We start from the raw sequence: 22,393 nt of genomic DNA, 5'->3' as shown, positions 1-22,393 counted from the left end.
GACCGTGGAGCTGCTGAACGACAACCCGCGGTCCAGCGTGTGGGCTGACGGCGACCGGATCGTCAAACGCGTCATCGGCGATCCGGCCGCTTTCACCCGCGAGGTCACCGCGCTGCGGCTGGCCGCGCACACCGGCGTGGTGCCGCGCGTCCTCGACGTCGACGAGGCCGCACAGACCGTGGTGCTCGAACGGTTGCAGTCCGAGCCGCCGCGAGAGGACTGGGTGGTCGACTACGCGCGGGCGTTGGCCCGCCTGCACATGTCCACCGGTCCGCGGCACGCCGGTCTGCTGCCACGCCAGCGGGTACCGGACCCGGAGCCGTTCCTGCGGCTGGTCCACGCCCTTGGAGTCGAGACCGGTGGCGCCGAGGACGAGCTGGTGTTCACCGACACCGGCGGGTTCGACCTGCTGCACGGCGATCCCTGTCCCGGCAACGACCTGTACACCGACCGGGGCGCACGGTTCGTGGACCTCGAAGGAGCGGCGCTCGGCGACGGCCTCAGCGAGCTCGTCTACCTCCGCATCGGCTTTCCGACGTGCGCGCTCGTCAGCGAGACACCGGCACCGTTGTGGGAGGCCGCCGAACAGGCCTACTTCGCCGAACGCGGGTTCACCGCGCCGTTGGAGGACGCGTGCGTGCGCTGGTTGGTGCAGGGGGACGCTCTCGTGCGGCGGCTGCACCGCGACGGCACCGACCACCTCGCCAGGGTGGTGGAGGAGGACTGGGCGTGGACGACCACGACCGCGCGTGACCGGTTGATGTTCCGCACGCGGGTGGTGGCGGCGTTCACCGAGACGCACCCGAAGACGAGCGCGCTCGCACGGCGGCTGCACGAGCGGATGTGCGAGATCTGGCCGGAGCACAGCATTCCAGCCGTGCGCACGCACGTCTCATGACCAGGCGGACAACGACAGCCGCGAGGTGAACGAGCGCTCGACGCCCGAGACCGGGTCTGTGAAGGACAACGTGCGGGCCAGCAGCTGCAACGGCGAGGAGAAGTCGTCGAGCGGGCGTTCCCGCAGCACCGGGTAGAAGTCGTCGTTCAGGATCGGCACGCCGAGACCGGACATGTGCAGCCGCAGCTGGTGCGTGCGCCCGGTCAGCGGCCGCAACCGGTAGCGCCCCAGCGCACCGCGCTGCTCCACCAGCGACACGTGCGTCTCCGCGTTCGGCTCGCCGGGCTCCTCGAACGCGGTGATGATGCCGCGCTCCTTGACGATCCGCGACCGCACCACGCACGGCAGCTCCAGGTCGGGCCGCACCGGCGCGACCGCCTCGTACTCCTTGCGCACCACCCGGTCGCGGAACATGGTCTGGTACCGGCCGCGCAGCTCCCGGCGGGCCACGAACAGCACGAGCCCGGCCGTGACGCGGTCCAGGCGGTGCGCGGGGGAGAGGTCGGGCAGGCCCAGCTCGTCGCGCAGCCTCACCAGCGCCGTCTGCATGATGTGCTGACCGCGCGGGATCGTGGCGAGGAAGTGCGGTTTGTCGGCGACCACGATGTCGTCGTCCCGGTGCACGACACCGATGGAGAACGGCACCGGCACCTCGACCGGCAGGTCGCGGTGGAACCAGATGTAGCTGTCCGGCACGAACGGCGCGTCGACGCCCAGCGGGCCCGTGACACCCCAGATCCGCTCCTCGCGCAGCATCTCCTCGATGCGTTCGGGAGCCACCCGCGGCAGGCGCTCGACCAGGTGCGCGCGCAGCGACGGCCACGTGCCGTCCGGCGGCAGCTTCAGGCGCGCCGCGTCCAGGCCGTTGCGCTGGGGGAGTGGGGAGGAGGGTTTGCGTCTCATCGCACCCGCCAGTCTAAACGTTCGGAAAAACCGAACGACATCGCTCGAAAACTTGAGCTGTACCGAAGAGACCTGGTCAACGAGGCTGTGCCCATGGCGGTCTTCCTGGTCCTCGGTTCGGTCATCTCCCTGCAGTTCGGAGCGGCGTTCGCAAGTCAGCTCTTCGGCCAGATCGGCGCGCCGGGGGCCACGGCGCTGCGGCTGGGCATCGCGGCGTTGCTGCTGGCAGTGGTGGTGCGGCCGAAGTTCCGCCAGGAGACGCTCGTGCTCGGCATGACCATGGCCGGCATGAACGGCACGTTCTACCTCGCGCTCGAACGCATCCCGCTCGGCGTCGCGGTCACGATCGAGTTCCTCGGGCCGCTGGGGCTCGCGGCCGTCCTGAGCCGCAGGCCCAGGGACTTCGTGTGGGTCGGGCTCGCGTTCGCCGGGGTCGTGGTGCTGGGGCTGCGCGAGCACAGCGGTGCCGGCCTCGACCTGGTCGGCGTCGTGCTGGCGCTGGTCGCCGCTGCTTTTTGGGCCTGCTACGTCCTCGCCGGCCGCACCATCGCCACGCTGGGCCTCGGCACCGGCGGGCTCGCGGGCGCGAGTGCCGTCGCGGCGGCGCTGACCCTGCCGTACGGGCTGTCGACGGCGGGCACGGCGTTGTTCGAGCCGCGGATCTTGCTGCTGGGCACGCTCGTGGCGGTGCTGGCCTCCGCGATCCCCTACACGCTGGAGATCAGGGCGCTGAAGACGTTGCAGGCCAGCACGTTCGGCGTGGTGCTCGCGCTGGAACCGGCGGCGGCCGCGCTCGCCGGCGCGGTGCTGCTCGGCCAGCACCTGGACCTGGTCTCGCTGTGCGCCGTCGGGCTCGTCATCACCGCGGGGGTCGGAGCGGCGCTGTGGACAGCGCCAGCGCCTCCCGGAACGCCCGCACCGCGGGATGCTGACCTCGCCCTGCCCGTGCCGCGGTGAACAGCAGCCGCGACTGCGGCACCGGCAGCTCGTGCAGGTCCACGGTGACGTCGCGGTCGTACCAGACCAGGTCCGGCAGCAGCGCGACCGCGAGTCCCCGTTCCACGAACCGCAGCTTCACCAGCACGTCGGTCGAGGAGAACCGCACGTCCGGCTCGTAACCGTTGTGACGGCACCAGTTCACGCCGAAGACCCGCTGCGGCATCCCGGCCGGCTCCATGATCCACGGGAACGCGGCGACCTCGGCGGCGGGCAGTCCACGCGGGACCGCGAGCCGGATCGGGTCACGGCACACCTCCCGGTACTCCAGGCCGGAGAACCTCGCCTCCGGCTGGTCCGGCCACTCCTCCACGAACACCAGGTCGAAGTCCCTGGCGTTCAAGGCGGACAGCGCTTCCGCCGGGTCGAGCACCTGGAACTCGACCCGCAGCGCCGGGTGCTCGTCGCGCATCCGCGCCAGGGTCGCCGGGATCAGCGCGAGCGCCGCGGTCTGGAACGTCGCGACCCGCAGCGTGCCGGTCACCTCGTGCAGCGACGCGGCGACCTCGGACTCGGCCTGCTCCAGCCGGGTGAGGACCTCCTCGGTGTGCCGCACCAGGATCTCCGCCTGCGGGGTCAGGCGCACCCGGCGGCCGACCGGCTCCAGCAACGGCACGCCGACCTCGTTCTCCAGCAACGACAACTGCTGCGAGACCGAGGACGGGCTGTAGTTCAGCGCCTGCGCGACCGCCGCGAGCGTTCCCCTTCTGGAGAGCTCGCGCAGCAGCCGCAGCCGGTGGAGGTCGAACATCCGATCATTATCGGCTACGCTGCCGCTACCGCCCCCTGAGAAAACGTGCTGTCCTCAGCACGTCTTGAGGAGGAATCGGTATGTCCACACGACTCCGCACCGTCGCGGGGATCGCAGCGGCAACCGGTCTGCTCGTGGCGGGTTCGCCCGCGCAGGCCCAGGTGGAAACCGGTCCGTGGACCGGTTACTCACCATCGTTCACCGTCCAGGAACGCGGTTGCGGCACGGTCGACGACCTGACGTTCCGGCTGACCTGCTCCACCGCGAGTGGAGACCAGCGCGCCGAACGCCGGTACGCCACCTACTCCGGCGGCACGCGGCAGTTCGAGGGGAGCTTCCGGATCACCAGTCTCGGCGGCACCCGCGTCAGTCTCAAGCAGACGTTCCGGGAAGGGCCCACCGCGGGACCGTTCTGGATGCTCGCCGTGGAACGCGGCGGCCGGCTCTACGCCGTGCACGGAGGCGACACCATCGCGACCGGCGCGACCGTGGGCACGACCGTGCGGGTGAACACCGTGCACAACACGGCGACCGAGCACCGCACGTACATCAACGGCTCGCGCAAGCACACCTATGCGAGCTCGGGTACGAGCTTCTACGACAAGTTCGGCGCTTATCGGACCTCCAGCGGCCAAGGACCTGCCACGGTCGTCTGGAGCAACATCCGGTTCTGGCGCAAGTGACCCGACGGCACACGTGGTTGGCGGTCCTGCTGCTCCTGGCTGCCTGTGGCCAGGAGCAGCAGGCCCCCGCGCTGACGTCCGAGCTGACCTCGCCGGTCGACGTGACGCTGCACTGGCGTCCGGAGGCGGGGGCGGCCGGGCAGGTCATCGAGTACGCGAACGCGGCCGACGGCGAGTATGCGGTGCTGGAGTTCGCGCCGCCGGGCAAGAACACCTACGAGCACCCGGACCTGATCCCGGAGACGCAGTTCTACTACCGGGTCCGGCCGTTCACCGGACCGGCCACGGACACCGTGGACGTCGCGCTGCCACCGGGGGAGGAGGTGCCGGAGACCGATGGCCACGAGTGGGCGGAACCGCGCAGGACCGGCGGGGGCACGCACCCGGTGTCGTCACCGGAGGCGGCGCCGGGCGTGCTGAAGGCGGAGGTCAAGCACGCGAACGGAATCCTGTTCACGTGGGAGGACCACGCGTCCGACGAGGAGGGGTACCTGATCGAGCTCAGGCCCGCGGGTGCGGCGGACTACCGCGTCGCGGCGCAGCTCGACCCGGACGTCACCTCGTTCGGGCTGATCACACTCCCAGACGAGAAAAACGCGACGTATCGGGTGCGGGCGTTCCGATTCGGGGTCGCGTCGAACCTGACGCACCAGAAGACGGGAAGGGCCTGAACGCCTGCCGGGCGCTCCACGCGCTCGCGGCGAGCAGCACGGTCGCGAGCGCGTAGGGCCAGGTCGCGCTCTCGGTGACGGCGAGGCCGACGTTCACCGCGGCCAGCAGGGCGAAGATGCCGCTCAGCAGCCACCACGTGAGCTGATCTTCATGTCTCAGACCGGTCATGTCGAAGCGGCTACCCGTTCTCGCCGTCCTTCACACCCTCTTCCTCCTCTTTCTTCTCGCCGCGCCGGCGCATGAACCCGAAACCGGGGATGCCGAGGATGGCCTGGCGGACGTCGCTCGTGACCTCCAGCAGCTGGTGCACCTCCGGTCCGACCCGGTCGAGCGTGGCCAGGATCGGCAAGATGTCGCTGGTCAGGTGCTCGGTGAGGGCGGGCAGCTCGTCGACCAGCCTGATCGCGGCCTCGATCTCCTGCGGCGACAGCTCGTCGACGAACCGCTTCGCGAGCGGCTGGGCCTGCTTCGCGATCGGCTCGTAGATGTGGATCAGCTCGTCGGCGGTGTCCGCCGTCCTCCCGGCCGTCGCGACGACGCCACCCGCGCGCTCGGCGACGTCCGCGGCGCTCGCGGTGATCGCGCGCACCTGGTCGACCGCCTTCTCCGCGTCGGCTATGACGTTGCCGGTGCGCTCCACCAGGCCGTCCGCCCGCGCGACGACGGCGTCGACCGCGTCGATCGTGCCGTTGACCTTGCGGACGAGCTGTTCCACCTCGCCGATCAGGTCGAGCACGCGGCCGGGGACCGCGGCCACCGCGGTCGTCGTCGTGACGGCGGTGCCCAGCACCTGCCTGGCCAGTCCCATGCCGGGGATCTCCATGGGTCCACTGTATTCAGGAGAGCGCTCCGCGGCAGGGCGTCCGCCGTGTGTCCGCGTTGATCCGTTCGGTCTTCCGCGCTGCGCGGTTCGGTCCAGTGCCATTCGGAATCCGGAATTGTCAGACCCCGTCATTACCGTTGTCCATGTCGGCCGTGTGGCTGACCGGGCGATCCGGGAACCGAGCACCGTCCGAAGCTGTCAGAGCAGGGGGTTAGCATCCCCGGCGGGCGAGGGAGGGTGCGCGATGGCTTGGTGGCACCGGATCAGACGGATCATCTCCGGTGGAGGGCGGGAGTCGGCGAGCTTCGTCGCGGCACTGCTCGGCGTGCTGGTGCTCGCGGGCGCCGCGCTCGGGCAGGGCATCTCGCGCACCTCGGTGGACGTCTCCGACGGTCTCACCTGGCTGGGCGACGACCAGCGCGGTGAGGTCGTGCAGGTCAACCCGGTGTCGGGCAAGCCGCAGACCCGCCTGCAGATCAGCGGGCCGGACTCGCAGCTGGAGATCGCCCAGGAGGACGGGCGCCTGATCGTGCTGGACCGGCGCACGGGCGAGATCACCGTCATCGACCTCGCGACGCTGCTCGCCTCCGGGCGCAGGCAGGCCCCGCCGGGAGCGACGAGCAAGGTGCTGGTGGCGAACGGGCTGGTGTTCGTCGTCGACCGCGCGGCGGGCACCGTGCACACCGCCGACCCGCTGACGCTGGACGACGTCGGCCAGACGTGGCAGGCGGGGCAGCCGCTCGCGGACGCCGTGGTGGACGAGCGCGGCGTGCTGTGGGTCGTGGACCACGGCGGCACCCTGCGCGCGCTCGACTGGTCGGTGGACGAGGAGAAGTTCGAGGAGCGGTCGCACCGCCAGGTCACCGGTGCCGGGCCGCGCACCGTGCTCGTGCCGCACGACCAGGGCGTGACGCTGCTCGGCCTGGACGGAGGCGTCGTGGTGCGCGACGGCACCGGCGAGGACGTCTCCGCCTCGACCGGCCGACTGGACGCCGAGGTGATCGCCGCGCAGCTCGCGCCGCTCGACCTCGTGCCCGCCTCGGTCCCGTCGTCGTCGGTCGTCGTGCTGGTCGTGGGCCGCGACGTGCTGCGCGTCGACGTCGGCTCGCTGGGCTGCCCGAAGCCCGGTCGTCCCGCGGTGTTCCGCGACAAGGTCTACGTGCCCTGCAAGGGCTCCGGCAAGGTCATCGTGCTCGACCGCGGCGGCAAGCGCGGCGGTGACGACGTGCGCACCGCCGGCGGGTCCGACCCGGAGCTGGTGTTCGACGACGGCCGGCTGTTCGTGAACGTGCCGGGCTCTTCGACCGGTGTGCTGGTCGACGCCGACGGCGCGACCCGCTCGCTGACGATCCGCTCGCCCGAGCTGCCGGTGAAGGACCCGGACCGCTCGCCGCCGCCGTCGGTGCCGCCGCCCCCGCCGCCGAACCCGAACGAGCCGACGAAGCCGCCGCGCAACCCCGGCGGCACCCCGAACGGCAGCGGCCCGACGACCGAGGTGTCGCCGCCGCCGGTGACCACCACCACGACGCCTTCCGCGGGTGGTGCCGCTCCCGGTGCGCCCGCCGGTGTGTCCGTGCGGGAGAAGTCGCGCAGCTCCTCGGCGCTCGTCGTGACGGTGAGCTGGACCGCGCCGGCGTCGGCCGAGCCGATCGCGGGCTACACGGTGTCGGGCTCCGGCTCGTTCACCGGCGGGTCGAAGTCGGCCCAGGTGGCGGGCACGACGGCCGAGCTGTCGCTGCCGTGCGCGGGTTCGACGTTCTGCACGAACGGCAGGCTGGACGTGACGGTGCGCGCGTCGACGGCGACCGCCGCCGGTGCCGCGGGCATGGCCGCGTTCACGGTGACGCCGCCGAACACCCCGCCCCCGCCTCCACCGCCCACCACGACGACGACCACGCCCCCTCCACCGCCTCCGCCGCCGGTCGTGACGACGACAACGACCACGCCTCCTCCGCCTCCGCCGCCCCCGCCGCCGCCGTCGTTGCCGAGCGCGGGTGCCACGGTGATCACCGGCCTCACCGGTGCGCGGACGATCCCGACGCGCCGCGTGACCATGGCCCCGCCCCCGGACTGGGCGAGCCACAACGGGCGCTGCGAGGTCGTCAACGTGACGTACGGCTTCGCGGTCGGCATCCCGTGCAACGCCACGTCGGCGACGATCGACGTGGACGAGGGCAGCAACCGGATCGTCGTGCGCGCCTACGCGGCCTCCGGCGGCGGCCAGGTCGACTCGGCCGCGCGGACCACGCTGTTCACCTACGACGAGTGCGCCGGCAAGCCGTCGTGCATCCCGCGCATGGCACCGGCCGGCGTGGAGACGGCCCCGATGGGCGCCGGTGGCCTGGGCCTGCTCGCGGCGGCGTTCCTGCTGCGGATCAAGCCGCGAAGGGAAGAGGAACAGTGATCGACACGGGCGAGGTCTCGGCCTTCCGCGACCTGCACACCCGCCTCGGTGACGCGGTCGAGGCCGCGGTGCGCGGCAAGCGGGACGTGGTCGACCTGGTGCTGGTGGCCATGTTCGCGGGCGGTCACGTGCTGCTGGAGGACGTGCCGGGCACCGGCAAGACGACGCTGGCGCGCGCCGTGGCGGGCGCGCTGGGCGGGGTGTCGCGGCGCGTGCAGTTCACGCCGGACCTGCTGCCCTCCGACGTGACCGGCACGTCGGTCTACGACCCGCAGACCGGCCAGATCCGCTTCCGCCCCGGCCCGGTGTTCGCGAACATCGTGCTGGCCGACGAGATCAACCGCGCCGCGGCCAAGACCCAGTCGGCGCTGCTCGAGGTGATGGAGGAGCGGACCGTCACGATCGACGGCGTCGGCCACACCGTGCCCGACCCGTTCCTCGTGGTGGCCACGCAGAACCCGATCGACCTCGACGGCACCTACCGCCTGCCAGAGGCCCAGCTCGACCGCTTCATGCTGCGCACCTCCATCGGCTACCCCGCGGTCGCCGACGAGCTGGACGTGCTGCGCCCCGGCAGCGGCGCCGGCCGCATCACCGACGTCCGCACCGTGACCTCACCGCGCGAGGTGAGCGCGTTCAGCGGCCGCCTGCAGCTGCTGCACGTGGCCGACCCGATCCTGCAGTACATCTCGGCCCTGGGCACCGGCACCCGCTCCGACGACCGCCTGCGCCTCGGCACGTCCACCCGCGGCCTGCGGACCCTGGTGCGCTGCGCCCAGGTGTACGCGGCCTCGAAGGGCCGGCACTTCGTGGTGCCGCAGGACGTCCAGGACATCGCGGACCCGGTGCTGGCGCACCGCCTGGTGCTGACGAGGGAGAGCGTGCTGGCGGGCGTGACGACGTCCGAGGTGCTGGCCGACGTGCTGTCCCGCGTGCCGGTCCCCAAGCCCGCGACGCAATGAGACCGCTCGCACCCCGCGCCGCGCTCACCCGCGCGGCACGGCGCCGCTCTCCGTCGGTCACGGCTCACCTCGCCCTGGTCCGGTTCGCCGGACCAGGTGCTGTCTCGGACCGCGCACCGCACGGACTCCGCCTTGCCGGACTGCGCTCCAGCGGGCTTCGCCCCTGCGGGCTTCGCACCACTGACCTCCGCCGCACCGGGCTTCGCGGCACCGGGCTCGGGCTTGCCGGGCTTCGTCCCGCCGGGCTCCGGCTTGCCGGGCTCCACCCCACCGGGCTCCACCCCACCGGACTCCACCCCGCCGGGCTCCGCCCCACCGGCCTCCACCCCACCGCCTCCCAAACGGTGGCGCGCAACTCCCACCCCCCGGCATCGCCCGCATCCCGCCCCGCCCGGCGGTGGGCGGCGTGAAGGCGCTCCGGCTCACCCTGCGCGGCACCGGCGTGCTGGTCCTCGGCCTCGCCATGACCGGCGTGGGCCTGTGGTGGCGGTACGCGGGCATGACCGGGTTCGGCCTGGCGCTGACGGCGCTGGTCGTGGCCTCGACGGTGTCCGTGCTGGTCGCCAGCCCGCTGACGACGGCCCGCACGGTCCGGCCGCGCACCGTGCCGCGGCTCGCGCGGTGCAGCGGGCGGCTGGAGCTGTCGACTACCGGACGGTGGCCCGTCGCGCTCGACGCCGTGGACCTGGTGGCGGGGGAGCCGATGGCGGTCGACGTGCCGTTGTTGAAGCCCGGTGTCACCGAGGCGGTGGACTACGCGATCCCGACACAGCGGCGCGGTGTGTTCGACGTGGGGCCGTTGACGTTGCGGCGCAAGGGGGTGGCGGGGCTCGCGCAGGCGCGGACCGTGCTCGGTGAGGTCGTGCAGGTGCGGGTCGTGCCGCGGGTGCTGCCCGTGCGCGGGTTGCCGTCCGGGGCCCGGCGGGGGCAGGTCGGCGCGGACGAACGGGTCGAGCGCGGCGGCACGGACCTGGTCGGGCTGCGGGAGTACGTGCCCGGTGACGACCTGCGGCGGCTGCACTGGGCCACGTCGGCGCGCACCGGCACGTTGATGATCCGCGAGGACGCCGATCCGGCCCGGCCGCACCTCGCCGTGCTGCTCGACGACAGCTCTGCCGCCTACGGCGACCCGGCGCTGTTCGAGGAGGCGGTGGAGGTCGCGGCCTCGCTCGTCACCTCGGCGCTGGAGCAGGGGCACCCGGTGCGGCTCATGACCACCTCCGGCAGCGCGGACCTGGAGGAGGCGCAGGACTCGGCGCCGCTCCTCGCGACGCTGGCCGACCTGGAGCTGACCGCGCTCGACGGCGCGCTGACCGTGCCCGTGCGCGACCTCGACGTGGTGGCGGTGGTCAGCGGGCACACCAGTCCCGCGCTCGTGCTGGAGGCCGGGCGGGCCGCGTTCGGCACCGTGCTCGTGGTCGGCGAGGAGAAACCCGCGGGTGCCGCCGGGTCGGTGCTCGTCGTCAGCGGGCCCAAGGCCGAAGACCTGGTCGGCCAGTGGAACGCGGTGGTGGCGCGATGAGGTACGGGTGGGTCGCCGCCGTCCTGCTGGTCGCCGCGGTGCAGCTGGCCCAGGCCTGGGACGGCGCGGTCGTCTACTTCGGACTCGCCGCCGCGCTGGGGTTCCTCGCGGTTCCGCTGCGGCGCCTCGTTCCCGCCGGGCTGGCGGGGATAGCGCTGATGACCGTGGCGATGGCCGGCGGCTACTTCGCGGCCCGTGGCGCGGTGCCCGGCCGCGACCCGATGCACGTGCTGCTCGACACCGTGCCCCGGCTGCTCACCGCCGCGCGTCCCGCACCGGCCACACCGGAGCTGCTGGTGCCGGGGCTGCTGCTGGTGTTCGGCGTGTCCGTCGCGACCGTCCTGTCGATCGGCAGGCAGCGCACCGCGTTGTTCGTGCCCGCGCTCGGTGCCGCCGTCCTCTACGTGTCCGCCGCACTGCTCACCGCGGGCAAGGCCGACCGCTACGGCATCACCGCGCTCGTCCTCGTCGTGCTGCTGGCGCTGGGCTGGCTGGTCATCGACCGGCGCGGCCCCGTCGTGCCGCCCGCGGTGCTCGCCACGGTGCTGGCCGCGCTCACGCTGTTGACGATCGTGCTGCCCACCAACGGTTTCGAGCCGCGCAAGCTCGTCACGCCACCCATCACGAACGTCGCGATCTCCAACCCGATGCCGCGGCTCGCCGCGTGGGCGGCGCAGGGCGACGCGGAGCTGTTCCGGATGCGCGGCCCCGAGGTGCCGGTCCGCCTGGTGACCCTGAGCCGGTTCTCCGGCGCCTCCTGGGAAGCGGCCTCCACCTACGGGCCGCTCGGCGTGGTCGACGCCCCGGACCTCCCGACCGGCGGCAAGTTCCAGGACACGAGCGTCGACCTGACGATCACCGGCCTCGACGGCGAGTGGTTGCCGGGCATCGGAAAACCGCGGTCCGTGTCGCTCAGCAACGCCATGGTCGACCCCGACACCGGCTCGCTGGTGCTGGCCGACGGCCTGCGCACCGGCCTCAGCTACACCGTCCGCGGCATCCTCGACACCCCCGCGGACACCGACCTGGCCGAGGCGGCCGTCCCCGGCGACACCCGCTACACCGCCGTGCCGCGGCTGCCGTTCACCCTCGCCGAGTACGCGCGGCAGGCCACCCAGAACGCGCGCACCCCGTACGAGAAGGCCGTTGCGCTGGAACAGGTCGTGCGCCTCAACCGCCGCCCCGACGCCGAGGCACCGGTCGGGTCCTCCTACGCCCGCCTGGAGACGTTCCTCTTCGGCAACCCCGGCGAGGCCGGGGCCGGAGCGGGCACCGCGGAGCAGTTCGCCTCCGCCTACGCCGTCCTGGCCCGCGCCGTCGGCCTCCCGACCCGTGTGGTCGTGGGCTTCCAGCCGGTGCCGGAGCAGTCCGGCGAACGCATCGTGCGCGCCGCCGACGCCACCGCCTGGCCCGAGGTCTACTTCACCGGCTGGGGCTGGGTGGCGTTCGACCCGGTGTCCGGCAACGGCAGCGGCCCCAGCGCCGCCTCCAAGCGCGAGGTCCTCAACCGCCTCGCCTCCAGCACCGCCAAGCCGACCCCGACCTCGCTCGCGTCGGTGCCGCCGCTCGTCCAGCCGTCCGCCGTCGGCCAGGAGAACGTCGCCGCACCCGAGCTCCGGCAGGGCTTCCCCTTCTGGGCGCTCACCCCGGTGGTGCTGCTGCTGGCGCTGTACGCCGCCCGCACCACCCGCCGCGTCCGCCTGCGCGCGGCCGGCCCGGTGGGCGCGTGGAACGCGGTGCTGGACTCGTTGCTGCTGGCCGGTCTGCGCCCGCACCCGAGCCGCACCGCACCCGACGTGGGCCGCGAGTGGGGCGAGGCGGGCGCGCGGCTGGCCACGATGGTCGACGAGGCGGCGTTCGCACCGCGACCCGCCCGCGCCGAGCACGGCTGGCGGCTCGCGCGGCAGGTGGAGAAAGCGGTGCGGCGCAAGGCTTCCTGGTGGCGCCGGCTGCTGTGGGCGGTCGACCCGCGCCCGCTGTTCCGCCGCCGCTGAGGCTCAGGCCACCCCGACCGGGCTGCAGTTCTTCCAGAGCACCTTGTGGAGGTCGTCGCACAGCGCGCGGGCGCGGTCTGACGGCACGGGGCCCATCCAGACGAACCGGCTGTACCGCTCGTCCGTGTCCCTGTCCGGGGTGGAACCCCGGAGAACCCCGGGGCAGGTGTCCTGCCTGGTGCTGAGCTGGACCTTGGCGCCGGTGGGCAGCTTGTCGCCGGGAAGGCGCTGCCCGAGCCACATCGTCTCGTAGTCGAGCAGCAGCTTGACGTCGGCCGCCGCGGCCGACTCCTCCAGCGAGTGGAGCACCAGCACGGACTTCCCCTGTTCGCAGGGCATCCGGGAGTAGGGGAGTTGCGCGTCCGCGGGTGGCGACGCGGCCGTGTTCGGCTGCGCGGACGGGGTCGTGGCGCCGTCGGAGGGGCCACCGAGCTGCGCGCCGAGGGTGATCCCGAGGACCAGCAGGGAGAGCGCGCCCACGACGATCGTGCGCCGCTTCCAGGCGTCCGGGGTTCTTCCCCACTCCCTGAGTGCGTCCAGCTCACCGCTCTGGGTGAGCGTGAACTCGCGGTCCACCGGTGGCAGGTCGTCGCAGTCGACGTGCACGGCCAGCGGCACCCGCCAGGTGCGTTCGAGGAGGGGTGGGTCCGACAGCACGACCGCGACCCGCAGTTCCGTGGGCGGCGCGCCGGGACGGAGGTCGAACCGCGGTCCGTCGATGATCGTGACCCTGCCGGAGTTGACCCAGTCCGGGTGCTCCGCGCCGTCGAACTCGGTTCTCAGGTGCAGTCGGCCGTCCAGGCTCGTGTTGCCCGTGTTGGTGAGCGTCACGACCGTCTCGTAGGTGCCGGAGCCGTGCACGTCGTCCGGCTGCTCCAGCACGGCGTCCAGACCGGGTGCGCGGCCGATCTGGACGGGCAGCGGGTCGCTCGACCACCAGACCGGCTCACCGGTTCGCGCGTCGAGCTCACTGGCGAACACCTTCAGCACGTCGGGTCCCGCGGAGGCCGCGGCGGTGCAGGTGGCCCGCACCCTCAGCGGGAGCGACTGGTTCGCGGGGACCGTGAGCACCTCGGGGATCGCGGCGTCCTCGTGGTGCCAGAGCAGGCTCGTGGTGCTCGCGCTTTCGAACCGCAGCGAGAGCTGCCGGTCGCGCGGTGTGCGGTTGGTGATCGTGAGCTGGAACCACTCGGTGGTGCCGACCCTGAAGTGGATCTCGGCTCGATCGGGTCTGAGGTAGACGCCGATCTCGTTGACGTTCGGCGCGGGCTTGGCGTCGGTGAAGTGCACGCCGCCGTTGATGGTCCTGGCCTGGACGACGTGGCCCCCGGCGTCCGACACCTCGTTCCTGCTCGACAAGGACGCCTCCGCTCACTCGGGTTCGATCGGACATCGGGCGCGTCGTCGCCGACGGCGCTGCGGTCAGTTCTTCGCCGCGCACACCTTCGAGGAGCTGCCGCGCTCACCCTGGTAGCCGAACGCCGCGATCTGGAAGCACCGCCGCACCCCGCCGCCGTCCTCGATCACGTACGTGGTGCCGCCGCCGGTCACCCGCGTCACGGCCTGCGGCTTCGCCCCGGTCACGTCGATCACCACGAACTCGGCCTGCCCGCCGCTCGGGTCGCTCCACTCCAGCTCGATCGCCCTGCCCTCGTACTCGGCGCGCTTGAGCACCGGCACGAACCTCGGGTCGGCGTTCGGGGGCGGCCCGGCGTCGAGGGACTCCGAGGTGGGCACGGGCAACGTGGTCGTGGTCGTCGGCTGGGCCGCGGTGGTGGTTTGGCCGCGGTTGAGCAGTACCCCTGCGGTGACGCCGCCCGCCACCGCGACCACGGCGAGGACCGCGAGCACGCCACCGCGGTTGCGGCGGCGGACCGGGGCGGTCATCGGCTCGACCGGCGGCTCGTACGGCGGCAGGTCGACGGTGGGCAGCACGACCGGCGGTGCCGTGACGACCGGCGGTGGGGGAGGCGGGAGGTCGGTGCGGCGGTAGGTGAGGTCAGCGAGCCTGCCCTGCCAGGAGTCGTCGGGTTCCTCCTGCGGCTCCTCGGGTTCCGGCTCTTCCTCCTTCACCCCGCGCGGCCCGAAACCCGGTGCCTCGGTGGGGCCCTCGGGGTAGAAGACGGGGCGCTCGCCCATCATCTGCGTCGAGTCGGGGTCCACAACGGACAGCGGTGCCAGGGTGGCGCCGGAGGCCACGTTCACCAGGGCGTCGCGCAGCTCCAGCGCGGAGGAGAAGCGTTCGGCGCGGTCCTTGCGCAGGCAGCGGGAGATCACCGCGGCCAGCGACGCCGGCACGTCGAACCGGGTCAGCGAGCGCGGTTCCGCCGTGCTCACCCGGCCGACGTAGGACAGCAGCGTGTCCTCGTCGGGGTTGTCGGAGGCGAACGGCGGCTTGCCCTCCAGCAGCGTGAAGAGCGTCGAGCCGAGCGACCAGACGTCGTCGGCGAACGACGGCGCGCCGCCCTCCAGCATCTGCGGTGCGGCGTGGCGGTAGCTGACCATCTGCAGCGACGCGGAGTGGCCCGCGTCGGCACCGCGGGCGATGCCGAAGTCGGCCAGCACGTAGGAGGTGGGCAGCACGAGCACGTTTTGCGGCTTCACGTCGCGGTGCAGGATGCCTTGGCCGTGCGCGAACGCCAGCGCGTCGGCCACGGCGATGCCCGCGGCCACCACGTCCGGCACCGGCAACGGGCCCATGGCGCGCAAACGGTCGTGCAGCGAGCCGCGTTCGTAGTACTCCATGACGATGCACGGACGACCGTCGGGCAACGTGCCGGTGTCGAGCACGGTGACGATGTGCGGGTGCTGGCGGCCCAGCTCCACGGTGATGGCGAGCTCGCGGCGGAAGCGGGTCACCGTGGCCGGGTCCGTGACCTGGAGGACCTTCACGGCGACGTCGCGGCCCAGACCGTCCTGGCGGGCGCGGTAGATCGTGCCCTCGCCGCCCTGGGCGATCACGCGGAAACCGCTGTAGCCCGGCAACGCGATCCCCGGTGCCTGCGCGGCACCGCTCGCCGGAGCCCAGGCCATCAGGTCGTCGTCCACGAGCGGATCCTAACCCGGTGGGGCCGGGTGCCCGGCGGGGTCGGCGAAACCGTTGAGCTGCACGTACGACGTTCGCAGCAGAGCGCGTTCCGGTTCTCAGCCGGGCTGCACCCTGACCTGGAAACCCAGGCCCTGCAGCATTCCGGTGAGCATCGTGCGCGTGTTGTCCTCGGCGCGCTTGGTCAGCTCCGACTCCTTCGCCGCGTCGGCGAGCTTCGCCTCGGCGGCGACGTAGAACCGTTGCTGGTCGGGCACTTCCACGAGCGCGTTCAACCGGTTGACCAGGCCGCGCTCCTGGCTGAAGACGTACGAACGGTCGTGGTGCAGGTTCGGCCTGTCCAGCCGCGCGGACGGCAGCCGCAGCTCGACCGACTTCCCGTCCGGCGACACGACGAGGCCGTCCTCCGCGAGCGTGCCGAGGTCGACGTAGGCGTTGACCGACCCGGCCGCCACGAACAGCGTGCGCTCACCGGCCAGCACCGCGGGCACCCACTTCACGTCCTGCTCGATGTCGAGCACGACCTGGAACTCGCCGGAGGCGGCGTGGTACTGGCTGAGGTCGCGCACCGCCTTGAGGACAGCGGGCTGGCTGCGGTCCACCGTCTGCTCGCCGAGCACGTCCCCGAACGGCCGGAACTGGCCCAGGAGCCCGATCGTCGCGCCGATCGCGAGAACGACGACCGCCACCAGTGCTCCCCGCGTCACCCAGCGCCTCTCCACCGCGTTGGAGTACCCGTGGGGTGATGCGCTCAGTCGGGCCGTATGGGGTAATCGACCCGTGCGGAATCAGTCCGGTGTCCACATGGTTGGCTTGATGGACACGGGAACGATGTTGGGAGGCGTGCGGTGCTGGACCCGGACAACCTGTACGAGGTGGACTCGGAGGTGCCGGACCTGACCGGTGCGGTGCTGCTGCACCACTTCGAGGGCTTCATGGACGCGGGCGCCGCAGGACGGCTGCTCGCCGAACACCTGCTGGAGACCCTCGAAAGCCGCGTCATCGCCCGATTCGACGTCGACGGCCTGATCGACTACCGCTCCCGGCGGCCGCTGATGACCTACGCGACCGACCACTGGGAGGACTACGCCACGCCCGAGCTGGTCGTGCACCTGCTGCACGACAGCGCCGGCCACCCGTTCCTGCTGCTCAACGGCCCGGAGCCGGACCGCGGCTGGGAGGCGTTCGTGCAGGCCGTGCGCGACCTGGTCGACCGCTGGGGCGTGCGCCTGACGCTGGGCTTCCACGGCATCCCGATGGGCGTGCCGCACACCCGGCCGTTGAACGTCATCGGTCACGCGACCCGCCCCGAGCTGGTCTCGGAGTACCAGCCGTTCTTCAACCGGGTGCAGGTGCCGGGCAACGTCTCCGGCCTGCTGGAGCTCCGCCTCGGCCAGGCCGGCCACGACGCCATGGGCTTCGCCGCCCAGGTGCCGCACTACCTGGCCCAGTCGACGTACCCGACCGCCGCGGTCACCCTTCTCGACGCCGTCGCCCGCGCGACCGGTCTCGCGCTGCCCATCGGCGCGCTGATCGACGCCGCCCAGGCCGCCGACGCCGAGATCCACCGGCAGGTCGCGGAGTCGGAGGAGGTCGCCCAGGTGGTGGAAGCGCTCGAGCGGCAGTACGACGCCTTCATCCAGACTGTCGGGAACACCGATCTGCCCTCCGCGGACGAACTGGGCGCCGAGTTCGAGCGGTTCCTGGCCGAGCAGCAGCGTCCGCCGGACCACCTGTAGGAGCTCCCATGGCCACCTGGAACGACGTGCGCAGGATCGCCACCTCCATGCCGGACGTGACGGAACGGGTGCGGGAGGGCGTCGTCGACTGGCGGGTCAGCGACAAGCTCTTCGTCTGGGAACGGCCGCTGCGCAAGACCGACCTCGCGGCACTGGGCCCGTCGGCACCCGACGGGCCCATCCTGGCCGCGCGGGTGCCGGACCTGGGCGTCAAGGAAGCGCTGCTGGCCGCGGACGAGTCGGTGTACTTCACGACCCCGCACTTCCAGGGCTACCCGGCGATCCTGGTGCGGCTGGAGCACATCCCGGTGGACGAGCTGGAGGAGCTCATCGTCGAGGCGTGGCACGCACGTGCCCGCCGCCGCTGATGCCGGAGCAGCAGGGGGTCAGAAGCTCAGGAAACGGAAGTGCAGGCCGGACGTGGAGAGCTGCCACTCGCCGACGGTCTTCGGCTCACGGCCGACCGCCGGCGCGTAGGTGTCGCCCTCGAAGGTCTCCCGGATCTCGGTGACCTCGACCCGGTCTGCGAACGGCAGCGCGGCCGCGTAGACCGCCGACCCGCCGATCACCCAGAGGTCACCGTCGACCGCGCCGAGCGCTTCACCGAGGTCGGCGAACGTCTCCACGCCGTCCTGGGGCGTGCGGGAGAGCACGATGTTGCGGCGGCCGGGCAGCGGGCGGAACCGGGGCGGCAACGACTCCCACGTGCGGCGGCCCATCAGCACCGCCGCGCCAGTGGTGAGCTCGCGGAAGCGCTTCATGTCCTCCGGGACGTGCCACGGGATGGCGTTGTCCCGGCCGATCACACCACCGGCGGCCTGGGCCCAGATCAGGCCGATCACACCGCCACCGGTGCCTTGATGCCGGGGTGCGGGTCGTAGCCCTCGACCGTGAAGTCCTCGTAGCGGTAGTCGAAGAGGCTGTCCGCGTGCGCCATCCGCAACGTCGGGAACTCCCGCGCCTCCCGGCTGAGCTGCAGCTCGACCTGCTCGACGTGGTTGTCGTAGATGTGGCAGTCGCCGCCGGTCCAGATGAAGTCGCCGACACCGAGGCCGGTCTGCGCGGCGATCATGTGCGTGAGCAGCGCGTACGAGGCGATGTTGAACGGCACGCCCAGGAACAGGTCGGCGCTGCGCTGGTAGAGCTGGCACGACAGCTTGCCGTCGGCGACGTAGAACTGGAAGAACGCGTGGCACGGCGGCAGCGCCATCTGCGCGATCTCGCCGACGTTCCACGCGGACACGATGATCCGCCGCGAGTCCGGGTTCGTCCGCAGCGTCTTGAGGACCTCGGCGATCTGGTCGACGTGACCGCCGCCGGGCGTGGGCCACGACCGCCACTGCACGCCGTAGACGGGCCCGAGCTCACCATCGGGAGCGGCCCACTCGTCCCAGATCGTCACGCCGTGGTCGCGCAGCCACTGCACGTTGCTGTCGCCGCGCAGGAACCACAGCAGCTCGTACGCGATCGACCTGAAGTGGACCTTCTTGGTCGTGACCAGCGGGAAGCCCGCGGCGAGCGGGTAGCGCAGCTGGTGACCGAAGATCGACCGGGTGCCGGTGCCGGTGCGGTCCTCCTTGCGCACGCCCTCCTTCAGGACGTGGCGGAGGAGGTCTTCGTACTGCGTGTCGGCCATACGGGTGAGCCTACCCAGCCCTGGACCTAGAACCGCGCCATGTCCGGCTCCAGGCCGAGCCGGTGCATCGAGTACGTCTCCAGCAGCCGCTTCGACACCACGGTGTGCTGGGCGGCCGTGTGCGCGTCACGGAAGCAACGTTGCAGCGCCGACGACTCGAACACCGAGCTGCCGCCACCCGCGGCGAACGCTTTCTGCGTCACCTCGGCGGACTCCGACGCCGCGAACGTGCACGCGAGCCGCATACGCGCCTTGGCGTCGTCGGGCACGTACGTGCGTTGCACGGCCATGTCCCAGACGGCGCTCAACGTCTCGTGCAGGAACGCGGCGGCGGAGGACAACCGTGCCTCCATGAGGCCCAGGTCGATCTGCAGGCCGGTCTGCTCGGCGAGGCGGGTGGTGGTGTGCTGCGGGGTCTTCTCCACGGCCAGCGCCTCGACCTCGTCGATGGCGCGGCGGGCGATGCCCAGGCACACGGAGGCGACGCCGACGGCCAGGAAGCTGAAGAACGGGAAGGCGGTGACCGGGCCCTCGATGCCGGGGGTCGTGCCGACCGGCCAGATGGCGCGGCGGGACGGGAGGAAGGCGTTGAACAGCGAGAACTCATGCGAGCCGGTGGCGCGCAGGCCGGCGGAGTGCCACGTGTCGTGGACGGTCACGTCGGCGCGGGGGTACACGGCCAGGCGGGGGCCCTTGGGCGTGAGGGTGCCGCCGATGACCCACGAGCACCACGGCACGGCGCTGCCCCAGCCCCAGCGGCCCGAGACGCGGTAGCCGCCGCTGACCGCCTCCGCGCGGCCGTGCGGGGCCGCGGTGCCCGCGATCAGGGCACGCGGGTCGGTGAAGACCTCGTCGGCGGCGTCGGCCGGGAGGTACCAGGCCAGCGACGACGAGGAGGTGGTCGTCATGGCGGTCCAGCCGGTGGAGGCGTCCGCACGGGACAGCTCGCCGATCTCCCGGCTCCACTCCGGCAGCCCGAGCTCGGCGCCCGCGTAGCGCCGGGGCGCGATCATGCGGTGCACGCCGGCGTCGAGGAGCGCGGTCAGCACGGGCTCGGTGAGCGCGCGTTGCTGCTCGGCCAGGTGGGCTTCGGAGCGGATCAACGCGTGCAGGTCCGGTGCGGGCATGCGCTGATCTTGCTGGAGCGGCTACAGCTTGGCGAGCGCCTCAACGAGTGGCTTCAGCTCCGGCGTGGCGCCCGCCTCGTCCAGCGACTCGCTCAGCGCGCGGTCGTGGGTGGGGCGGGCGAGGGCGAGCAGCTCGTGACCCTTCTCGGTTACCTCGGTGTAGATGCCGCGGCGGTCGGTGGGGCACAGGTAGCGCTGCAACAGGCCGCGGTCCTCCAGCCGGGTGACCAGGCGGGTCGTGGCGGACTGGCTCAGCACGACGGCGTTGGAGAGCTGGTTCATCCGAAGGTGGAAGCCGTCCTGGCGGTTGAGGACGTCCAGAACGGTGTACTCGCTGACGGAAAGTTCGTGTGCTTTCTGCAACGCTCGTTCGAGGCGGTCTTCGATGCGCGCGTGCAGCGCCGCGAGCGTGCGCCAGCCCTGCGCGCGCGCCTGGACGGCGTCGTCGTCCAGTGACATGAAGTACATCCCCTCCGAATAGACAGCGTCTGCAACTATTGCGTACGCTTGTAATCGTCATCAACAAGTCTACCGGGGAGAGACATGGACCTGTCGGGACGCACGGCACTTGTGACCGGCTCCACCGCGGGCATCGGCTACGCCACGGCGGAGGCGCTGCTCAAGGCGGGCGCGTCCGTCGTCGTCAGCGGCCGCAGCGAGGAGCGGGTCGCCGAGGCGGTCGGCAAGCTCAGCGGCAACGGCTCCGGCGACGTCTGCGGTGTCGCGGCCGACATCTCGACCGCAGAGGGCGCTGCGGACCTCGTCGCGCAGGTGCCCGACGTCGACGTGCTCGTGAACAACCTGGGCATCTACGGCGCCAAGCCGGTCTTCGAGATCGACGACGCCGAGTGGCAGCGCTTCTTCGACACCAACGTCATGTCCGGCGTGCGGCTCTCGCGGCACTACACGCCGCGCATGGTCGAGCGCGGCTGGGGCCGGGTGATCTTCGTGAGCAGCGAGTCGTCCGTCTTCACCCCGACCGAGATGGTCCACTACGGCATGACGAAGACCGCGCAGCTCGCCATCGCGCGCGGCATGGCCCAGGCGGTGAAGGGCACCGGCGTCACCGTGAACTCGGTGCTGCCCGGCCCGACCCTGACGCCCGGCGTCGAGGAGTTCATCCGCGACCGGGTCGGCGACGGCGGCGAGGCGGAGTTCGTCCGCACCGAACGCCCGACCCTGTTGCTGGGCCGCCTGATCCGGCCGCACGAGGTCGCGAACCTCATCACCTACGTCGCGTCGGACCTGTCCTCGGCCACGACCGGCGCCGCACTGCGCGTCGACGGCGGCACCGCCCCGACGCTCATCCCCTGACACCACCGTGAGGAAACCGCTTTGACCACCGTGAAGCTCAACAACGGCGTGACCATGCCCCAGCTCGGCTTCGGCGTCTGGCAGGTGCCCGACGAGGAGGCCATCCCCACCGTCACCGAGGCGCTGAACGCCGGATACCGCAGCATCGACACCGCGGCCGCGTACGGCAACGAGGCCGGCGTCGGCGCGGCGATCACCAAGTCCGATGTGGACCGCGCGGACGTGTTCGTCACCACCAAGCTGTGGAACGCCGACCACGGCCACGACGCCGCCCTGCGCGCGTTCGACGCCTCGCAGTCCAAGCTCGGCCTCGACGTCGTCGACCTGTACCTGATCCACTGGCCGACGCCCGAGCGCGACCTCTACGTCGACACCTGGAAGGCGTTCGTCGAGCTGCGGGAGAGCGGCCGCGTCCGCGCCATCGGCGTGTCCAACTTCCAGCCCGCGCACCTGCGGCGCCTGATCGACGAGACCGGCTTCGTGCCCGCGGTCAACCAGATCGAGCTGCACCCGTACCTGCAGCAGGCCGAGGTGCGGGCGTTCCACGCCGAGCACGGCATCGTCACCGAGGCGTGGTCGCCGCTCGGCCAGGGCGGCGAGCTGCTGAAGGACCCCGTGGTCACCGAGATCGCGGCCCGCCACGACAAGTCCGCCGCCCAGGTCGTGCTGCGCTGGCACCTGCAGCTCGGCAACGTCGTGATCCCGAAGTCGGTCACGCCGGCGCGGATCAGGGAGAACATCGACGTGTTCGGCTTCGAGCTGGCCGAGGAGGAGCTGGCCGCGCTGTCCACCCTGGACCGCGGCGGGCGGATCGGGCCGAACCCGGACGAGTTCAACCAGGCCTGACCGACTGCAACGCGCACTCGGAAGTACGAAGCCCCGGCCCGCCTTGGTGCGGACCGGGGCTTCGCCGGCAACGGACC

Annotated in this window: 22 protein-coding genes; 12 read left to right on the top strand and 10 right to left on the bottom strand. The window is 72.1% G+C overall.

The annotated features are described in order from the left end of the window. Nucleotides 1-4 precede the first annotated feature (4 nt). Entirely contained in the window at nucleotides 5-898 is an 894-nt protein-coding gene (locus tag ACZ7CF_RS03015; protein ID WP_470368658.1) for a phosphotransferase family protein, read from the top strand. Here the strand turns inward: ACZ7CF_RS03015 and ACZ7CF_RS03010 are convergent. Continuing rightward, nucleotides 893-1,801, bottom strand: a complete 909-nt coding sequence (locus tag ACZ7CF_RS03010; protein ID WP_458433418.1) for an RluA family pseudouridine synthase — start codon at nucleotides 1,799-1,801, stop codon at nucleotides 893-895. The two genes, ACZ7CF_RS03015 and ACZ7CF_RS03010, sit on opposite strands and share 6 nt — an antisense overlap. A 93-nt stretch (nucleotides 1,802-1,894) precedes the next feature. Here ACZ7CF_RS03010 and ACZ7CF_RS03005 point away from each other — a divergent pair, with 93 nt between their 5' ends. Then, complete coding sequence (locus ACZ7CF_RS03005) at nucleotides 1,895-2,758, top strand: EamA family transporter (protein WP_470368657.1); 864 nt, start codon at nucleotides 1,895-1,897, stop codon at nucleotides 2,756-2,758. On the opposite strand, the gene ACZ7CF_RS03000 is transcribed toward ACZ7CF_RS03005, so the two are convergent. Then, nucleotides 2,661-3,548, bottom strand: a complete 888-nt coding sequence (locus tag ACZ7CF_RS03000) for a LysR family transcriptional regulator (protein WP_458433416.1) — start codon at nucleotides 3,546-3,548, stop codon at nucleotides 2,661-2,663. The two genes, ACZ7CF_RS03005 and ACZ7CF_RS03000, sit on opposite strands and share 98 nt — an antisense overlap. Before the next feature lie 80 nt (nucleotides 3,549-3,628). Between ACZ7CF_RS03000 and ACZ7CF_RS02995 the strand changes: the two genes are divergently transcribed. Together ACZ7CF_RS02995 and ACZ7CF_RS02990 are read left to right on the top strand one after the other, a co-directional pair. Beyond that, a complete protein-coding gene (locus ACZ7CF_RS02995; RefSeq protein WP_360398625.1) occupies nucleotides 3,629-4,231 on the top strand; it encodes a polysaccharide lyase family protein in 603 nt (200 codons plus the stop codon). After that, a complete protein-coding gene (locus tag ACZ7CF_RS02990; RefSeq protein ID WP_470368656.1) occupies nucleotides 4,228-4,902 on the top strand; it encodes a fibronectin type III domain-containing protein in 675 nt (224 codons plus the stop codon). Before ACZ7CF_RS02995 ends, ACZ7CF_RS02990 begins: the two co-directional genes overlap by 4 nt. Nucleotides 4,903-5,081: 179 nt before the next feature. Here the strand turns inward: ACZ7CF_RS02990 and ACZ7CF_RS02985 are convergent, their stop codons facing one another. Further along, nucleotides 5,082-5,726 carry a hypothetical protein gene (locus tag ACZ7CF_RS02985; protein WP_360398621.1) on the bottom strand — a complete coding sequence of 215 codons (645 nt, stop codon included), beginning with the start codon at nucleotides 5,724-5,726 and terminating at the stop codon, nucleotides 5,082-5,084. A 244-nt stretch (nucleotides 5,727-5,970) separates the two neighbouring features. Between ACZ7CF_RS02985 and ACZ7CF_RS02980 the strand changes: the two genes are divergently transcribed. The 4 genes from ACZ7CF_RS02980 (at nucleotide 5,971) to ACZ7CF_RS02965 (ending at nucleotide 12,608) form a co-directional block, all read left to right on the top strand. Then, nucleotides 5,971-8,130, top strand: a complete 2,160-nt coding sequence (locus tag ACZ7CF_RS02980; RefSeq protein WP_470368655.1) for an NHL repeat-containing protein — start codon at nucleotides 5,971-5,973, stop codon at nucleotides 8,128-8,130. Further along, a complete protein-coding gene (locus ACZ7CF_RS02975; RefSeq protein ID WP_360398617.1) occupies nucleotides 8,127-9,092 on the top strand; it encodes an AAA family ATPase in 966 nt (321 codons plus the stop codon). The genes ACZ7CF_RS02980 and ACZ7CF_RS02975 overlap by 4 nt, the downstream gene beginning before the upstream one ends. 406 nt (nucleotides 9,093-9,498) lie before the next feature. Continuing rightward, nucleotides 9,499-10,614, top strand: coding sequence for a DUF58 domain-containing protein (locus tag ACZ7CF_RS02970; protein WP_458433412.1), 1,116 nt, complete (start codon nucleotides 9,499-9,501; stop codon nucleotides 10,612-10,614). Next, a complete protein-coding gene (locus ACZ7CF_RS02965; RefSeq protein ID WP_470368654.1) occupies nucleotides 10,611-12,608 on the top strand; it encodes a transglutaminase TgpA family protein in 1,998 nt (665 codons plus the stop codon). The genes ACZ7CF_RS02970 and ACZ7CF_RS02965 overlap by 4 nt, the downstream gene beginning before the upstream one ends. Nucleotides 12,609-12,611: 3 nt before the next feature. Here ACZ7CF_RS02965 and ACZ7CF_RS02960 read toward each other — a convergent pair whose 3' ends face one another. From ACZ7CF_RS02960 to ACZ7CF_RS02950, 3 genes are all read right to left on the bottom strand, one after another. Continuing rightward, nucleotides 12,612-13,967, bottom strand: coding sequence for a hypothetical protein (locus ACZ7CF_RS02960; RefSeq protein WP_470368653.1), 1,356 nt, complete (start codon nucleotides 13,965-13,967; stop codon nucleotides 12,612-12,614). Between the two features lie 63 nt (nucleotides 13,968-14,030). After that, nucleotides 14,031-15,656 (bottom strand): serine/threonine-protein kinase, encoded by a 1,626-nt coding sequence (locus ACZ7CF_RS02955; RefSeq protein ID WP_470368652.1) that lies wholly within the window; start codon nucleotides 15,654-15,656, stop codon nucleotides 14,031-14,033. A gap of 96 nt (nucleotides 15,657-15,752) precedes the next feature. After that, the gene (locus ACZ7CF_RS02950; protein WP_470368651.1) at nucleotides 15,753-16,343 is read right to left on the bottom strand and encodes a DUF4230 domain-containing protein; all 591 of its coding nucleotides are present in this window, start codon (nucleotides 16,341-16,343) and stop codon (nucleotides 15,753-15,755) included. A gap of 159 nt (nucleotides 16,344-16,502) precedes the next feature. On the opposite strand from ACZ7CF_RS02950, the gene ACZ7CF_RS02945 reads away from it, so the two are divergent. Continuing rightward, nucleotides 16,503-17,393: a proteasome assembly chaperone family protein gene (locus ACZ7CF_RS02945; protein ID WP_360386720.1), complete on the top strand. Its 891-nt coding sequence runs from the start codon at nucleotides 16,503-16,505 to the stop codon at nucleotides 17,391-17,393. Between the two features lie 8 nt (nucleotides 17,394-17,401). After that, nucleotides 17,402-17,761, top strand: coding sequence for an MmcQ/YjbR family DNA-binding protein (locus ACZ7CF_RS02940; protein ID WP_458433409.1), 360 nt, complete (start codon nucleotides 17,402-17,404; stop codon nucleotides 17,759-17,761). 18 nt (nucleotides 17,762-17,779) lie between these two features. Here ACZ7CF_RS02940 and ACZ7CF_RS02935 read toward each other — a convergent pair whose 3' ends face one another. From ACZ7CF_RS02935 to ACZ7CF_RS02920, 4 genes are read right to left on the bottom strand one after another with little or no spacing between them, the layout of a single operon-like run. Continuing rightward, a complete protein-coding gene (locus ACZ7CF_RS02935) occupies nucleotides 17,780-18,235 on the bottom strand; it encodes a dihydrofolate reductase (protein ID WP_470368650.1) in 456 nt (151 codons plus the stop codon). Then, nucleotides 18,232-19,029 carry a thymidylate synthase gene (locus ACZ7CF_RS02930; protein WP_360386729.1) on the bottom strand — a complete coding sequence of 266 codons (798 nt, stop codon included), beginning with the start codon at nucleotides 19,027-19,029 and terminating at the stop codon, nucleotides 18,232-18,234. Before ACZ7CF_RS02930 ends, ACZ7CF_RS02935 begins: the two co-directional genes overlap by 4 nt. Nucleotides 19,030-19,055: 26 nt before the next feature. After that, a complete protein-coding gene (locus ACZ7CF_RS02925) occupies nucleotides 19,056-20,156 on the bottom strand; it encodes an acyl-CoA dehydrogenase family protein (protein ID WP_470368649.1) in 1,101 nt (366 codons plus the stop codon). Between the two features lie 21 nt (nucleotides 20,157-20,177). Next, nucleotides 20,178-20,615, bottom strand: a complete 438-nt coding sequence (locus ACZ7CF_RS02920) for a MarR family winged helix-turn-helix transcriptional regulator (RefSeq protein WP_360386734.1) — start codon at nucleotides 20,613-20,615, stop codon at nucleotides 20,178-20,180. A gap of 84 nt (nucleotides 20,616-20,699) precedes the next feature. Here ACZ7CF_RS02920 and ACZ7CF_RS02915 point away from each other — a divergent pair, with 84 nt between their 5' ends. Together ACZ7CF_RS02915 and ACZ7CF_RS02910 are read left to right on the top strand one after the other, a co-directional pair. Next, nucleotides 20,700-21,470 (top strand): SDR family NAD(P)-dependent oxidoreductase, encoded by a 771-nt coding sequence (locus tag ACZ7CF_RS02915; RefSeq protein WP_470368648.1) that lies wholly within the window; start codon nucleotides 20,700-20,702, stop codon nucleotides 21,468-21,470. 54 nt (nucleotides 21,471-21,524) lie between these two features. Next, nucleotides 21,525-22,316 carry an aldo/keto reductase gene (locus tag ACZ7CF_RS02910; RefSeq protein ID WP_470368890.1) on the top strand — a complete coding sequence of 264 codons (792 nt, stop codon included), beginning with the start codon at nucleotides 21,525-21,527 and terminating at the stop codon, nucleotides 22,314-22,316. The last annotated feature ends 77 nt before the right edge of the window (nucleotides 22,317-22,393 follow it).

The sequence above is a fragment of the Lentzea sp. NPDC036955 genome (assembly GCF_055608005.1).
This window is presented reverse-complemented; position numbering and strand designations above follow the sequence as displayed.